This window comes from Sulfurospirillum arcachonense DSM 9755 (genome assembly GCF_000597725.1).
GTDB lineage: Bacteria > Campylobacterota > Campylobacteria > Campylobacterales > Sulfurospirillaceae > Sulfurospirillum_A > Sulfurospirillum_A arcachonense.
Genome location: NZ_JFBL01000004.1, coordinates 151,929 through 167,833, shown reverse-complemented (window position 1 = coordinate 167,833; position 15,905 = coordinate 151,929). Strand labels below are relative to the sequence as shown.

17 protein-coding genes and 1 pseudogene are annotated in these 15,905 nt (G+C 30.9%); 8 read left to right on the top strand and 10 right to left on the bottom strand.

Annotation, left to right across the window (positions count from 1 at the left end; translation table 11 throughout):
• Positions 1-9 precede the first annotated feature (9 nt).
• Positions 10-1,182, bottom strand: a complete 1,173-nt coding sequence (locus tag K354_RS0105015; RefSeq protein WP_024954415.1) for a murein transglycosylase domain-containing protein — start codon at positions 1,180-1,182, stop codon at positions 10-12.
• Positions 1,183-1,264: 82 nt separating this feature from the next.
• Between K354_RS0105015 and K354_RS0105010 the strand changes: the two genes are divergently transcribed.
• From K354_RS0105010 to K354_RS0104995, 4 genes are all read left to right on the top strand, one after another.
• On the top strand, positions 1,265-2,125 hold the full coding sequence (locus K354_RS0105010) for a radical SAM/SPASM domain-containing protein (RefSeq protein WP_024954414.1): 861 nt from the start codon (positions 1,265-1,267) through the stop codon (positions 2,123-2,125).
• Positions 2,112-2,471 (top strand): HIT family protein, encoded by a 360-nt coding sequence (locus K354_RS0105005; RefSeq protein ID WP_024954413.1) that lies wholly within the window; start codon positions 2,112-2,114, stop codon positions 2,469-2,471. Before K354_RS0105010 ends, K354_RS0105005 begins: the two co-directional genes overlap by 14 nt.
• Before the next feature lie 93 nt (positions 2,472-2,564).
• A complete protein-coding gene (locus K354_RS0105000) occupies positions 2,565-2,864 on the top strand; it encodes a metal-sensing transcriptional repressor (RefSeq protein ID WP_024954412.1) in 300 nt (99 codons plus the stop codon).
• 1 nt (position 2,865) lies between these two features.
• Complete coding sequence (locus K354_RS0104995) at positions 2,866-3,816, top strand: cation diffusion facilitator family transporter (RefSeq protein ID WP_024954411.1); 951 nt, start codon at positions 2,866-2,868, stop codon at positions 3,814-3,816.
• An 18-nt stretch (positions 3,817-3,834) separates the two neighbouring features.
• On the opposite strand, the gene fumC is transcribed toward K354_RS0104995, so the two are convergent.
• The 3 genes from fumC to K354_RS0104980 form a co-directional block, all read right to left on the bottom strand.
• Positions 3,835-5,208, bottom strand: coding sequence for a class II fumarate hydratase (gene fumC / locus K354_RS0104990; RefSeq protein ID WP_024954410.1), 1,374 nt, complete (start codon positions 5,206-5,208; stop codon positions 3,835-3,837).
• A 116-nt stretch (positions 5,209-5,324) separates the two neighbouring features.
• Positions 5,325-5,561, bottom strand: a complete 237-nt coding sequence (locus K354_RS0104985; protein ID WP_024954409.1) for a hypothetical protein — start codon at positions 5,559-5,561, stop codon at positions 5,325-5,327.
• A complete protein-coding gene (locus K354_RS0104980; RefSeq protein ID WP_024954408.1) occupies positions 5,558-5,986 on the bottom strand; it encodes an ester cyclase in 429 nt (142 codons plus the stop codon). Before K354_RS0104980 ends, K354_RS0104985 begins: the two co-directional genes overlap by 4 nt.
• Positions 5,987-6,213: 227 nt before the next feature.
• Between K354_RS0104980 and K354_RS0104975 the strand changes: the two are divergent.
• A pseudogene (locus K354_RS0104975) lies at positions 6,214-6,414 on the top strand (Rdx family protein); the annotation flags it as partial.
• On the opposite strand, the gene K354_RS0104970 reads toward K354_RS0104975, so the two are convergent.
• Genes K354_RS0104970 through K354_RS0104960 form a run of 3 tightly spaced genes read right to left on the bottom strand, consistent with a single transcriptional unit; the run spans position 6,388 to position 9,219 of the window.
• The gene (locus K354_RS0104970) at positions 6,388-7,299 is read right to left on the bottom strand and encodes an AEC family transporter (protein WP_024954406.1); all 912 of its coding nucleotides are present in this window, start codon (positions 7,297-7,299) and stop codon (positions 6,388-6,390) included. The pseudogene K354_RS0104975 and the gene K354_RS0104970 overlap by 27 nt on opposite strands.
• Positions 7,299-7,637 (bottom strand): SUI1 family translation initiation factor, encoded by a 339-nt coding sequence (locus K354_RS0104965; RefSeq protein WP_037940266.1) that lies wholly within the window; start codon positions 7,635-7,637, stop codon positions 7,299-7,301. Before K354_RS0104965 ends, K354_RS0104970 begins: the two co-directional genes overlap by 1 nt.
• On the bottom strand, positions 7,627-9,219 hold the full coding sequence (locus K354_RS0104960) for an ABC-F family ATP-binding cassette domain-containing protein (RefSeq protein ID WP_024954404.1): 1,593 nt from the start codon (positions 9,217-9,219) through the stop codon (positions 7,627-7,629). Before K354_RS0104960 ends, K354_RS0104965 begins: the two co-directional genes overlap by 11 nt.
• A gap of 130 nt (positions 9,220-9,349) precedes the next feature.
• Here K354_RS0104960 and K354_RS0104955 point away from each other — a divergent pair, with 130 nt between their 5' ends.
• The 3 genes from K354_RS0104955 (at position 9,350) to K354_RS0104945 (ending at position 11,990) form a co-directional block, all read left to right on the top strand.
• On the top strand, positions 9,350-10,438 hold the full coding sequence (locus K354_RS0104955) for a PilZ domain-containing protein (protein WP_024954403.1): 1,089 nt from the start codon (positions 9,350-9,352) through the stop codon (positions 10,436-10,438).
• A 71-nt stretch (positions 10,439-10,509) separates the two neighbouring features.
• Positions 10,510-11,721 carry a GGDEF domain-containing protein gene (locus K354_RS0104950; RefSeq protein WP_024954402.1) on the top strand — a complete coding sequence of 404 codons (1,212 nt, stop codon included), beginning with the start codon at positions 10,510-10,512 and terminating at the stop codon, positions 11,719-11,721.
• Positions 11,722-11,777: 56 nt separating this feature from the next.
• Positions 11,778-11,990 carry a hypothetical protein gene (locus K354_RS0104945; RefSeq protein WP_024954401.1) on the top strand — a complete coding sequence of 71 codons (213 nt, stop codon included), beginning with the start codon at positions 11,778-11,780 and terminating at the stop codon, positions 11,988-11,990.
• Positions 11,991-12,019: 29 nt separating this feature from the next.
• Here K354_RS0104945 and K354_RS0104940 read toward each other — a convergent pair whose 3' ends face one another.
• The 3 genes from K354_RS0104940 to thiC are packed head-to-tail and all read right to left on the bottom strand — an operon-like array spanning position 12,020 to position 15,795.
• Entirely contained in the window at positions 12,020-13,225 is a 1,206-nt protein-coding gene (locus K354_RS0104940) for a tetrahydrodipicolinate N-succinyltransferase N-terminal domain-containing protein (protein ID WP_024954400.1), read from the bottom strand.
• Between the two features lie 33 nt (positions 13,226-13,258).
• A complete protein-coding gene (locus tag K354_RS0104935) occupies positions 13,259-14,419 on the bottom strand; it encodes an Mrp/NBP35 family ATP-binding protein (RefSeq protein WP_024954399.1) in 1,161 nt (386 codons plus the stop codon).
• A gap of 29 nt (positions 14,420-14,448) precedes the next feature.
• Positions 14,449-15,795 (bottom strand): phosphomethylpyrimidine synthase ThiC, encoded by a 1,347-nt coding sequence (thiC, locus tag K354_RS0104930; protein ID WP_024954398.1) that lies wholly within the window; start codon positions 15,793-15,795, stop codon positions 14,449-14,451.
• Between the last annotated feature and the right edge of the window lie 110 nt (positions 15,796-15,905).

Below are 15,905 nucleotides of genomic sequence, written 5' to 3'. Positions count from 1 at the left end.
GCTTATTGTTTAAAGGTTTACAAAATCTTTCTTATAATCTACAACTTTTTTTAAATATCTTCTAGTCTCAGCATATGGAAGACTTGTTCTAAGTTTTGAATATACACTATTTGGTTTTGATGCATTAATAGCTTTTTTTGCACTATTTCTATCCTTATGAAAAGTCTTTAAAACATTTCCACTTCCAGTATTGTATGCACTTATAACACAATACTCTTTTGAAATTGGATTGTTTATCCCTGCTAAATATTTTTTATCTATTATATTGATATAAGCACTTCCCAATTCTATATTGTTCTTTGCTTCAAATAAATATGACTTTGAAGGTGTCCAAGTTTTTCCTTTAACAAACTTGTAAGCATCACGTCCTGCACTTTTTGGAACTATTTGCATCAAACCATAAGCTCCTGCACCACTCACTGCAAACTGATTAAAATTACTTTCTGTTTTTATAATGGCGTATATTAAATTTTCACTTACACTAAACTTTTTTGCATACTTTTGTACATATGGCTTAAATTTTGCCACCCGTACACTTGCATGGTCTTTCACCATAGGAAACTCAACATAATGAACTTTAGTATTCTTTGCATCTTTTTGTATGTTTTGTGTTTTATACTTTGTCTTTAAAAGAATATCTGCATATCTATTTGCTCTCCAAGAGTAGCGTATGTTTTTATTTTGGTCATCTTTTACTTCGCCCAAAAGATAAGGAGTACTTCCTAATTTAACACTATTTGAGCTAAAAAGATCTGCACTTCTAGGATCTTCAGGAAGTAACAGTGTTGTCACTATTGCAGTTTTTAAACTTTTTTTGCTATCGAGTGTTTCGACTCTGATGATTCCTTTATCAAAATCTACTAAAGCCCTACTTTTATAGTTTTGCATATACTTGACATACTCTTTTTTACTTGGTGTTTTAACATTTTTTTTACCCCATTTTTTTGAAACTTCACCAGTTAAAACAGCAAACAATTCACCAATATTTTTATCTATTGATTTTAAATCTTTTTCCAAACTTTTTGGATTTGAAGCATATTGTACTCCTTTAGTCGTTGCATAACTTTTTAAAATTGCATTTGGATTTTTACTTACAGCTGCACGTGCTAGTGATTGATAATCACTCGTACTGCATCCTAAAAAAACTATACTACATATAAATAAAAATAAACTACTTTTCACAAAATTCCTTGATTTTTATATAAAATTTTTTTTCATTATATCAAAAGAGCCTTTTAGCTATTATTTCATCTAAAGGAAATAGATGAAATTTTATAGAGCTTATGTAGAAATTACAAATATATGTGGATTAGAATGTAATTTTTGTCCAACAAAAATAAACCCTACACACACTATGAAATTAGACTTCTTTGAAAAAGTTCTTTACCAACTCTCACCTTACACTAAAGAAATTGCTTTACATGTAATGGGTGATCCACTTATTCTTACTAATATCAATATGTATTTGGACTTAGCGTATAAACACGGATTTAAAGTTATGATAACAACTAGTGGTTACTACTTAAACCAGCATAGCAATATTTTTCATCCTAGTTTAAAACAGATAAATATTTCACTCAATAGTTTTAATAAAAACTCTACTAAAAAAACATTTGAAGAGTATATGTCTGGTATTTTTTCACTTTGTCAAAATAGAGTCAATGAAGATATTTTTATAAATCTTAGACTTTGGAATTTAGATGACAAAGGAAGTGAAAACTCTTATAACAAACAAATATTTGATAGATTAGAAAAATATTTTAAAATCAAGTTTCCTAAAGACTTACTCATAAATCCTCCAAAATCATTCAGACTAGATAAAAAAATACTCTTACACTTTGATAGTTATTTTGAGTGGCCTTCTCTTCAAAGCTCCCACTTTTCTCATAATTTTTGTCATGGATTATCTTCACAAATAGCTATCTTAGCAGATGGAAGAATCGTGCCTTGTTGTCTTGATGGAGATGGTATAATAGAGCTTGGAAACTTACATACAAATAGCTTAGAAGATATTTTAGAAACTCAAAGAGTTAAAAAAATACAAAAAAATTTTAAAAACAATATAGCATATGAAGAGTTATGCCAAAAATGCACTTTTAAGGATAGATTTAATGAAAATTTATGAAAATGAAACATATTACGTGGAAATAGAAAAATCAGAAATTCCATGGCTAAAAATATTTCCACATATAAAATACAAAGAATTAAGTGAATGCGATACGAAAACAAGAACAATGTTACTTGATGCAATGTTGCTCATAGAAACGAAAATGATAGAGTATTACAATCCTAAAAAAGTAAATATTGCTATGTTTGGCAATTATCTTCCTCACTTGCATATACATGTAATGGCAAGATTTGAAGAAGACTCATACTTTCCAGAGCCTATGTGGGGCAAAAAACAAAGAGAAGCAAATTTAAATTTACCATCATTTGAAAAATTTATCGATATAATCAAAAAATCACTTTAAACATACAAATTATATTGTTATATAAATCTCTTCAGCTTTTTTTTATTTAACTTACTATACTATACCCCCCTATACTATATTAAAGGAAATTTTATGGCATATTGCTGTGATGTAGAGAGAAAAAAATTGATCAATAGAATCAATAGAATATCAGGACAAATAAACTCTATTAAAGTAAATATTACAGATGAAAACAATAGATTTGATGAAGATCCTTATGAAGTCGTTAGACAACTAACAGCGGTCAAAGGGGCACTCAATGGTATGATAAACTCTTATGTTGAACACTTTGCTAAAGGTCATTTAGTAGAAAAAATAAAGAGCGGAAATAGCATAGAAGCTGAAGCACAAGTAGATAATCTACTTGAAATTATAAAAGTATTTGGAAAATAAAATGGAAAATTGTAATTATGGAAAACATGAGCATAAACCCCGCATAAAAGTTCATCACCACCATCATGACCACGACCACGAACATGATCATGGACATTCACACGATCATAGAGGACAAGATAAAAAAGTTTTAAAAATAGCTCTAGCTATAACTTTTGTAACAATGATTATAGAGTTTATAGCTGGTTTTATAGGAAACTCTTTAGCATTAATAAGTGATGCTATTCATATGTTTACACACTCATTTGCACTCATAATTTCTCTTGTAGCTATTGTAATTGCAAGTAAAAAAGCACCGATTGAAAAAACTTTTGGTTATTATCGTATCGAAGTTCTTGCTGCTTTTATCAATGGAATTACTATTGTATTATCTATTGTTTGGATTCTTTATGAAGCAGTTGAGAGGTTTTTAAATCCAACGACGATTGATTTAAAAATTTCAATGATTGTAGCTATCATCGGACTTGTGGTCAACATTATCACTGGCTTTATATTAATGCAAGGTGATAAAGAAAACATCAATCTAAAGTCAGCATTTATGCATATGCTTGCTGATGCTTTATCTTCTGTTGCTATTATCATAGGATATATTGTTATTTATTATACAAATTGGTATTTTATAGATATACTTCTTGCTCTTCTAGTTGCTGTTGTGATTGGTAAATGGGCATATGGTGTTTTAAAAGACTCTACAAATACTCTTTTAGAAAGCTCGCCTGTCAATATCCAAGAGTTAGAAAGTTTTATTCTTAATATTGATGAAAATATACTCGATATTCATGATATACATGTATGGGAAATCACACAAGATATGTTTAACATCACAGCGCACATAAAGATAAAAAATTCTCACTTAGATAATCACCAAAGTCTAATAGAGAAAATAAATCATAAACTAGAACACGACTACAACATAACCCACTCTACTTTTCAATTAGAATGGGAGATATAACTCTTTACATGTAAAGAGTTATATCATATCTTGGGGATTGATGATTTCATCAAACTCCTCTTCGCTTAAAAGATTAAACTCCATAGCAGACTCTTTTAAGCTTATACCCTTTTCATGTGCATTTTTTGCTATGTTAGCTGCATTTTCATATCCTATATGAGGATTGAGTGCAGTTACTAACATCAAAGAGTTATGAAGATTAAAATCAATCTTTTCTTGAATTGGCTCTAGTCCAACAATACAATTTTCATTAAAAGACCTCATCACATCGCCTAAAAGTTTTACGGATTGCAAGTAAGCATTTATAAGAACTGGTTTAAAAACATTGAGTTCAAAATTACCTTGACTTGCAGCCATCGCTATGGTTGTATCATTTCCAAATACTTGACATGTAACCATAGTCACTGCTTCTGCTTGAGTTGGATTTACTTTACCTGGCATGATAGAACTTCCTGGCTCATTTGCAGGGATTTTATACTCCCCTATACCACATCTTGGTCCACTACTTAACCATCTGACATCATTAGCTATTTTCATCAAATCTGCAGCCAATGCTTTTAATGCTCCATGAGAAAATACCAATGCATCATGACTAGTAAGGGCATGAAACTTATTTGGTGCGGTTATAAACTCTTTACATGTAAAGCGACTTATCTCTTCAGCCACCATAACTCCAAGCTTTGGATGAGCGTTAAGCCCCGTTCCAACTGCAGTGCCACCAAGTGCCAATTCTCTTACATGTAACAAAGACATTTTTATCATCTCTTCAGATTTTTGAAGCATCTCTGCCCAACCGCTTATCTCTTGTCCTACACTAAGAGGAGTTGCATCTTGAAGATGGGTACGTCCTATCTTTACTACATCTTTATACTCTTGTGCTTTTTGCTCTAGGGTCTGTTTTAAAGATATTAATTTTGGAAGCAATTTATCTTCTACTGCTAAAATAGCAGCTACATGCATTGCTGTTGGAAAAGTATCATTAGAGCTTTGTGACATATTGACATCATCATTTGGATGGATTAGTTTTTTCTTTTTAAAGTCTCCACCAAGTATCTTAGTAGCTAAATTTGCCACCACTTCATTTACATTCATATTTGTTTGAGTGCCACTCCCTGTTTGCCATACACTAAGAGGAAATTCTTTTGCATGAAGATTTTCTAGTACTTCATCACAAGCTAAAACTATAGCTCGTGTTTTTTCATCTTCAAGTTTTCCTAATTTATTATTTACAATAGCAATTGAACGTTTCAATATGGCAAAAGAGTGGATAATACCTTTTGGCATTATCTCTTTACCGATATGAAAATTCATAAGACTTCTTCCTGTTTGTGCTCCCCAAAGAGCATCAACAGGAACCTCTACTTCACCCATAGTATCTTTTTCAATTCTCATAGCAGACTCCTTATAAAAAATGTAACCTACTAAAATCAATTATAGTATTTTAAAATTAATAAAATTCTTTTGATATTTATTTAATTATTATTAACGCTATAAGTTATCTATACTATTTAATCCTCATAACTATTATTTCTTGGTCTTTTTATTAATTCAAAGTCATCGTACTCATCATATTCATCGTAGTCTGAACCATCATAATCAACTGTAAAAATTTTCTTATAACCTAATTTTTGAAGTTCTATGTCTAAATTTTCTTCTGAAAGTCTATTTTTGACTCTTTGTATAATTAACTCTATATCTTCTTCTCTAACATCATGTGCACGAAGTTCATATATAACCGAATTCACATTACATTCCTCATATCTAATACATTTAATTGTTTTTGTAGATTCATTAAATCACCTAAAACCCAAATATCAACGATTTTTCCATCTTTAAATTTAAAAGAAGATGCTCCATTAAATCTTATCGTTTTGCCCGTTGGCTCAAGCCCAAATAATTTTCCTGAGTGTCTTCCATTGTAGATTGCACGAGCAGCAATTCTATCTTTTTCACATACCATAACTTCTACACCATGATATAAATCAGGAATTCCTGCTGCTACATTATTTAAATATTGTAAAAAGCCATCTTTACCTTTAGTCTCAATATTCATTGAACCTCTAAATGTTATATTATCATCAAAAAGAATATCGATATATTCTAGTTTCTTTTCATTCCATAACTCTTCATAATATAAACGTACTAACTCTTTATTAGATTTTATCTCCACTTTTAGCTCTCCTATGATAACAAAAATCTTTTTATTTAAAATTATAATCCAAAATAATAAGATTTTTGCTAAAAAAAATCTTAAATTGATTTATTCAATTTTTTTTAACACACAATATCAACTTTATTTTTTTAAGAGTTATTTAATCTAGATATATTATGATTATAGACAAAAGGATTCATATGCAAATTAATATAATTTACTGTAATCAGTGAAGTTATAGACCAAAAGCTTCCCGTGTGGGAGATGAAATTGCCTCGGTTTATACAGATGCTGATATAGTTGGAGTAGCAAGCTTTGGCGGTATTTTTGATGTCGAAGTTGATGGAGAGATAGTATTTTCTAAAGATAAAGAAGGAAGATTTCCAATCGATGGAGAACTTGTTAAAAGAATAAAAGAATTAGAGTATAGGAATAACCAAAAATAGAGTTAACATACACAAAAGAGTTTGAAGGGTTATTATAGATGCCATTAACGTGGTATCTCCCCCAAGCTCACGAGCCAGTATGTATCCACTCACTGCTGTTGGCATTGCACCAAAAACAACAGCGATACTCAGCATCATACCACTAAGTCCAAACAGAAAACCAATGCCATAAATGACAAGAGGAAAGTAAAAAAGTTTCCCAAAAACAGCTACAACAAGCTCTTTTTTTGCAGAACGAAGATATTTAAACTCTAATCCAACACCTACAGAGAGTAGACCTACAGGAAGAGCGGCATTACTTAGTATGGCTAAAAACTTCATACTTACAAGAGGTAACTCTAACCCACTGCCATTAATAAGTCCACCCAATGCACAGGCTAATATAAGTGGATTTTTCACAATGGTTTTTAAAAATGATTTAAATGAAAAGTTCCCTTTTCTTGTATATATTGCAAATGTAGAAATACACAAAATGTTGATAAAAGGTATAACAAAAGCCATAACAATAGCAGCTAAAACTAATCCTTTATCTCCATACAATGAATCAATAAAAGCTAAAAATACATAAGAGTTAAATCGAATACCACCTTGCATGATAGACGTAAAAGCACGACTTTCAAACTTTACAATTTTATTAAAGACTACTAAGCTAACAAATACAACTAATACACTCAAAAGGGCTGTAATTACTAAATTTAAAGTATATTCTAAATTTATATTTGCACTTGAGAGTTTATACACTAATAACGAAGGCATAAGAACATAGTAGGTAAACTTATCGGCCATTGGCCAAAAATCTATTGAAGGAAATTTTGTTTTTTTAAAGTAAAAACCTAAAAGGATAAGTGAAAAAATAGGAATAAGTGTATTTACTATATGTTCCATTAGCTTTTTGTTCTATACCCTTCTTGTTTTATCAACTCTTTGAGTTTTTCACGACACTCGCCTTGAAACTCCATCCACTCATCTTTACATGTTCCACCACTACCAAGTTTCTTTTTGAGTTTTTTACAAAGTTCTTTTAAGTCGTTATTAGCAATGTAAAAGGGACCTATGATACTCACAGGTTTTCCCCTTCTCTTTTCCATCTTAAATACTATTGAATGCTCACTAGGTTCTTTTTTATCTTTAAGAATCTCTTTTATTTTCTTCTTCGTATCACTACTCCAAGCCTTATCATTATCTAAGGATGAGCCTAGGCTAAATGGTTGATTACGCGCCATGTTCTTCTTTATACTTCTCATAGTCACCTTTAAAGTCGATAATACTTCCATCAGCTTTAAATTCAATAATACGATTAGCAAATGCGTCAATCAACTCTCTATCGTGAGTAACACAAATAACATTACCTGGAAATTTAAAAAGTCCTTCACCAAGAGCTATAATAGCTTCCAAATCAAGATGATTATCTGGTTCATCCAGTGCTAAAAAGTTCCCTTTTTGAAGCATCATTTTTGATAACATCATACGGTGTTTTTCTCCACCACTTAAACTTTTAACACTCTTTTTTTGATCTTCACCTGTAAAAAGCATACGACCTAAGCATTTTCTAATTTCATCTAAATCTTTGTTTGCATCATACTGTTGCAACCATGCAAAAAGAAGGTCATCTCCATCTATAATTTCAGTAGTATTTTGAGGAAAATAACTAGGCTCAATCGTAGCTCCCCATTTTACTTCACCACTTTCTGGTTTTAATTCACCCATAATGATATTTAAAAGAGTCGTTTTACCAACACCATTTGCTCCAATTAAAGCAATTTTATCATCTTTTTCTACTTTGAAACTAAAATCTTTTAAAACTTCTTCATCATATGATTTATTTACGTTGATTACTTCTAAAACTTCATTTCCTATATCTCTTTTAGCTTTAAAGATGATACTTGGATCACGTCTTGTTGAAACTTGTAAATCTTCTATATCAAGTTTCTCAAGTCTTTTTTGACGAGATGTTGCTTGTTTTGCTTTCGATGCATTTGCAGAAAATCTTCTAACAAAAGCTTCTAGTTCTTCTTTCTCTTTGAGTTTTTTACCTTGCTCTAATTCTTGTTGTTTTGTAATTAAATTTGCAGCGATATACCAATCATCATAGTTTCCTGTAAACTCTCTAATTTTTCTAAAATCAACATCAAGGATATTTGTACAAACTGAGTTTAAAAAGTGTCTATCATGAGAAATTACAACCATAGTTCCTTCATGCTTTTTTAACTGCTCTTCAAGCCATGAAATTGCTTCAAGATCCAAGTTATTCGTAGGCTCATCTAAAAACAAAATATCTGGTTTTGGATAAAGAACTTGGGCTAGTAAAATTTTAAACTTATCTCCACCTGTAAGTGAACTCATCAAGTCATTATGAACTTCAACCGGAAAATCAAGTGCACAAAGAATTTTTTCTATATTGACATCTACTTCGTATGTTGGGTCTTCTTCTGAACAAATTATCTCAAGTTCAGATAATCTATCATTAACTTTTTCATCTTCAAAATCACCATTAACATATAAATCTTCTTTCTCTTTTATAGCATCATACAGTCTTTTATTACCATACATAACAGCATCTTTAAGCGTAAAATCTTCATATGCATATTGATTTTGGCTAAGTGTTCCTACTTTTAAACCACTTTGAATCGAGATATTCCCACTAGTTTGCTCTAACTCTCCAGAAAGTATTTTCATAAAAGTACTTTTTCCAGCTCCATTTGCTCCTATAAGTCCATATCTTTTTCCAACATCTAATTTTAAATTTATATCTTCAAACAGTAGTTGAGATGAAAATCTCATTGACAGATTATTTACTTCTAACATTTAACTTCTTTCTTTATATTTTTCGCGATTATACCATAATTTAAATTTTCATAAAAATCAACAAATCATACAATATATAAATATTTTGCTATAATTCTAAACTTAATATAAACGGGGACAAGGTAAAAAGATGATAACAGAGCTCAATAGAATTAAACAAAATACGATTTTCAAATCAGAATCTGAATTTTTTATTTCATATAAAAACAACTTTGTTCAATCATTAACACAATTTCTAGAATCATCACAGAAATGTAAATGTGCTCTAGTAAATAAAGAAACTTTTTCAAGTACTTTTTACGATGTTCTTTTTGACCCTAATAAAGATTGTTTTGAAAAACACCTATGTTGGATAAATTCTAAAAATACAGGTTTTTTCTTCTCTTCACTTATGTACAATCTAATAGAAGCATTTATGCAATATAAAAAAGATAAAGAATACAAACAATGTATAGAGCTTGTCAGAATATGTAATCACTTACAAGAGCAGATACTGAGTTCTTTAAAGACTAAAAAATCAACATTTGATATTTCACCATATTTAGCAAAAAAAGATGCTATCTCTTATTTACATAATATGTATAGATTAGAGCGACCCATAAAATTTATAACTCATAATGATTTAGGGACAACGGCTTGTTTAGCCTTAGTAAAACAAATCGGTCAACACTCTGCAGTTGTTCAAGTAAATAATGAGCAAATAACAATGATAGTAAATCAACATAGCTCTTTTATTTTAAAAAATCATAGTGATGAAAAAAACTTTTCTGTAAAAACAGAGATTTTATGTGCTGAAGACAATACCATTCTTATCACAGATTTAGAAGAGTTAGAAAATTCTCCTCTTTTGAGTAGAAAATACCCTAGAGCTGCTATAATTCATGCTAGTCTCGTTCATATAGCCAATGAAAAAGAATATATTAGTGGAAATATGATAGATCTTAGTGAAGGTGGTATGGGTATTATGAGTTCCACTAAAAGCCACTTTGAGAAAGGACAAGATATTGTTGCTTTTGTCTCATATGAAGATGAAGACAATGGTTTTAAAGTTAGCTTTGAAGCAAATGGCATTATAACAAGTATCATTGGCATAGAGCATGTTTTTAGATATGGAATACAACTATTCTTAGAAGACAATGAGAAAGAGATTATTCATAATTTAGTAGAAGTAGTAACCTCTACAAATAAGAAAAAAAATAACACTACTACAAAGATGTAAATATTTCAATATGGAATACTTTACATGTAAATAAACTTATTTAGTTATAATTGCAAAAACTTTGGACATATATGCAAACAATTAAATCTTTTCACTTTATATCATTTTTAACTATTTTTTTAACTTTTATCATTACATATTTTGAAATAATTCCTCAAAGTATATTGCTTATATTTAAAAATATCACTATAGGTCTTATTATTATAACAATGATGTTTTCTATATTTTTTTCTAGAAGTAAATCTTTTGTGCTTCTTTTAATACCTCTGTTTTTTAGCTTTTATATGTTTTACCCGAACTTTCTAGGGCTTGATGGTGGTGATTACTCTTTTTGGTATCTCTTCCCTATCACTACTGCTATAGGATTCTTATTTATTGGTATTTTACAAGAGAGAGGGTTATTCTGTTTTTATGGCATTTCAAAAATTTTTATTATATTTTTTCTCTTAGGAATAACTTACTATTTACTAGCCACTTTTTCAGTAGAATTTAAAAATGCATTAGATATTTCTATTATTAATTTTGATTTTTCTTCTTTTATAAAAGTAAATGATTTTACATTTTTAATATCTATCTTATCTATAATTTTTGTAACAATTATTTCAAATATTTTTTTCACAAGTAATATTGAGAAAGCTCCATTTTGGGTACTTATTTGTTTACTTATTCCTTCACTCTTTTTTCAGACAAAAAGTTCATTTATACTTTTTAGTTCTTTAGGAGCTATCCTTTTTTTAGTATCCCTCCTTAAAGATGCTTACACTATGGCCTATATTGATACTCTTACAAAAATTCCTGCTCGTCGTGCTTTAGAAGAAGCATTTTTAAAACTAGGGTCTACTTATACTCTTGCAATGATTGATATTGATTTTTTTAAAAAATTTAATGATACATATGGACATGATGTGGGAGATGATGTACTCAAACTTGTAGCAGAGCAATTAAATGCTGTAAAAGGTGGAGGGAAAGCTTTTAGATATGGTGGTGAAGAATTTACAATACTTTTTCCTAATAAAAAGCATAATGAAGTTTTAGTATATCTTGAAGATGTTAGAGAAGCTATAGCAACAAGAAAATTTACTATAAGAGACAAAAACAGACCTACAAAAACTCCAGAAAAAAAAATAAAGCCTAAAAATATAAAAACTGTCAACCTTACAGTGAGCATAGGTGCTGCCTCATCACCTCAAGATGGTAGAAACAGTGATGAAATTATGAAAAAAGCTGATAATGCCTTATATAAAGCCAAAGAAAATGGTAGAAATTGCACAATGATGAATTAATATCTATTTAAGTCGTCAAGAGTATAATCTCTCATTATAGATGAAGGATACTATTTATGTCTAAGCTAAAATGTACTGAAGCAGAATGTAAAAAAAGATTTAATGAAGTTAAAAGTATGGATTTTACTACACTAGAACAATACAATACAAAATGTGCGAATTGTGGTGGTTGGATATTTAAAGACGCCATAGTGGCAAATAAAACTTATAATGCTATATCAAACAAATGGGCTGAAGAGTTTATGAATAATATTATAAAAAGTACATAAAGAGGACTATTAAAGCCCCCTTTTATTGTTTAATGTAGATCGCTATTTAAAACAACTTCTCTTTGGCTTCTAAGAGCCATTATCATTCCATTTTTACTATTTTGACGAAAATGGATACCATGTAAACCACTTAAATCTAAACCTTTAAAGTATTGAATATCTTTACTTTGTACATATTCAAATTCTGGATTTGCTTCTTGTATTTTGAGAAGTTGTGCAGGTGTTATACCTATCTTTGTTCCTTCAAGTATAGCAATACCAGCATCTACAATACAACCATCACCTAAAGGAATTCCTGTAACTGAATTCGCACCAAGAAGAGTATTTTCTCCTATAGCGATTGGATTACCATCAGTTCCACTTAATACTCCTAAGATACTAGCTCCTCCACCAACATCACTTCCTTTTCCAACTATAGCAGAAGAACTAATACGACCTTCTACCATAACAGATCCTGTAGTACCTGCGTTGAAGTTAATATAACTTGCACCTGGCATTACAGTTGTTCCAGCACTAAGTTGTGCTCCCATGCGAACTTTACTTGCATCTAGGATACGTGTATTATCTTGAGGGATAACATGAGATAAGAAACGAGGAAATTTATCTACTGATTCAATAATAGGATAAGTCCCTTGAAGTTTCATCTCTATTTCATTTACTCTTAACCACTCTAACTCAATTGGAATTCCCATTGACCAAGCTACATTATCAAGTACTCCAAAAGCCCCATTTAGATTTAAACTTCTCAAAGGTGCTTTTCCTGTTGAGAGTGCATAAAGTTTTAAATAGACACTTTCAACACTCTTGGGAGCTTCATCCTCAAAAAGAAATACAAGTCTATAATCATTGCCTAAACTATCTGTCTTTTTTATCCAATCTAACGTTTTTATCACTTGAACATTTTTATGAGCATCACCTGTTGCTTCATTTAAATATGGAACAAATGCAGACATTGCATTTTTCACAAATTTTTTCTTTACATCACAAACAAATTCACTTGCACTAAAATCAACTTCAACACCACTTTCAATAAGTGCTGCAACAAAAACTGCTGCACTTCCAAAATTTTCATTCCAATTAATTACTGGAAAATTTGCTTGAAGTATTTTATCTGGATTTAATTGCCCTCTATCAACTCTAGCGATACCAAAACCTATTGGCTTTTTATATCCTGCGATTGCTTCAGTCTGCTCAATAAGACTTTTAAAATCTTCAACACTATTTATATTTTTCATTTATACTATAATCCTTCTTGTATTCTCGTAGGGCTATTTACAACCACATCCACCACTATTATCACTTGAACCGGCTGCTGCAGTTGAACAAGCACTCTCTCCAGGTTTTGTTGTAGGTTGAATGGCTTCATTATTAGCACCACCATCTTCATTTACTTTCTCTATTGCTTCCCAAAGTTTACGAGCTGATTCTTGATATCTTTTTGCCGTTTCACTTTCAGGTTTAAAAAGAACTACTGGTTTACCAGCATCTCCACCTTCACGAACTGCAGGCTCTATTGGAATTTCTCCAATAATTTGTGTTTCAAATTTTTCAGCTAAAGGTCCTGTTGTACCTTTTCCAAATATATCATACTCTTTTCCAGTATCGGGACAAATAAATCCACTCATATTTTCCATAATTCCAGCTATTGGAATATGAAGTTTTTTAAACATATCCAAACTTCTCTCAGTATCATCAAGTGCAACTTGCTGAGGAGTTGTAACACATATACCAGTTGTTACAGGAACACTCTGAGCTAAAGTAAGCTGAGCATCACCAGTTCCAGGAGGCATATCAATAAACAATACATCCAGATCACTCCAAAGAATATCACGCAGCAATTGCTCGATTGCTTTCATAATCATAGAACCTCTCCAAATAAGAGATTGGCCCTCTTCCATAAGACTTCCCATACTCATCATCTCAACACCATGAGCTAAAATAGGCTTCACTTTTTGTCCTACTATTTCAGGAGATTTTCCAACCACACCTAACATACGAGGGATATTTGGACCATAAATATCCGCATCAAGTAGTCCAACTTTTTTACCTTGGCTAGCAAGTGCAATAGCTAGATTTGTAGTTGTTGTCGTTTTTCCAACCCCACCTTTACCACTACTTACCATTACAAAATTCTTTACATGTGGAGCTATATTTTTACCACTTTGAGAATTGCTTTTTTGTGCTGGCTCTTTTGGTTGTTTAATTGCGATATCAATTCTACTTGCACCTAAACTCTCAATTGCAGTATTTATATTTGTTTTTAATTCTTTTGCAATCTCTTGGCTTGCAGAAAGTATATCTACTTCTACATAAACATTATTTTCATTTATATCTATATCTTTAACAAAACCAAAAGTGACAATATCCTTTTCAAAACCAGGATACTTTACACCTTTTAGCTGTTCAAGAACGCTATCTTTATTTAACATCTAATATTTTCCTTTACTTAAATTTATTTTTACGCTTGTATTAATTCTGGATTACTCTTTACAATCTCTTGTGAGATTTTATATGAACAAAACTTTGGTCCACACATAGAACAAAATTCTGCCTCTTTAAAAACATCTTGAGGAAGTGTTTCGTCATGATACTCTTTTGCACGCTCTGGGTCTAAACAAAGTTCAAACTGCTTATTCCAATCAAAACTATATCTAGCATCACTCATAGCATCATCTTGTTTCATCGCATCTTTTCTACCACGAGCAATATCTGCAGCATGTGCAGCTATTTTATAAGCTATGATTCCTTCTCTAACATCAGCTGCATTTGGTAAGCCTAAATGCTCTTTTTTTGTAACATAACAAAGCATACTTGCTCCATGCCATCCACCAACAGCAGCACCTATCGCACTACTTATATGATCATATCCAGCAGCTATGTCAGTTACAAGTGGTCCTAAAATATAAAAAGGAGCTTCATGGCAATACTCTCTCTCAATTTTCATATTTCTCTCAATCTGATTTAAAGGAACATGACCAGGGCCTTCAATCATTACTTGAACATCTTTTTCCCAAGCTCTTAAAGTAAGTTCTCCCATGATTTTAAGCTCACCTAATTGTGCTTCATCACTTGCATCATATAAACAACCTGGACGCAAACTATCACCAAGAGAAAGTGAAACATCATATTTACGACAAATATCTAATATCTCATCAAATGCTGTATAAAAAGGATTTTCTTTATGATAATGCATCATCCAAGCAGCCATTAAAGAGCCACCACGGCTTACTATTCCCATTTTTCTTTTTGCGATATGAGGCATAAAACGAAGTAAAAAACCAGCATGAATAGTAAAATAACTCACACCCTGCTTTGCTTGACGCTCTATTACTTCTAGCATTTTTTCTATTGTTAAATCTTCTATTTTATTGTTAATATCATGTAAAATTTGATACATTGGAACTGTACCAACTGGTATGTTAGAGTTTGCAATCACCTCTTTTCTAATCTCATCTAAATCTCCACCAGTAGAAAGATCCATAACTGTATCTGCACCATACTTTTCAGATACTTTTACTTTTTCAACTTCTTGTGCAGGATCTGATGCTAAAGCAGATGAACCAATATTTGAATTGACTTTACACTTTGCTGCAATCCCTATTGCCATAGGCTTTAATGAAGTATGTTTAATATTCGCAGGAATAATCAAACGCCCTCTTGCTATCTCTTTTCTTACTAATTCAGCCGAAAGGTCTTCAACTTTAGCAACATATTCCATCTCTTCAGTAATGATGCCTTTTCTTGCATAATACATTTGTGTTCGTACGTCATCATTTTCACGTTTTTCGACCCATTCTTTTCTCATACTAAATATCCTTATAAATATTCAAATAAATCTTTAAGTAGTGAAAGGAATTTAACACAAAAAAGATAAAAAAAAGCTTTTGTAATGTATAATATTGTAACACTTCAGAA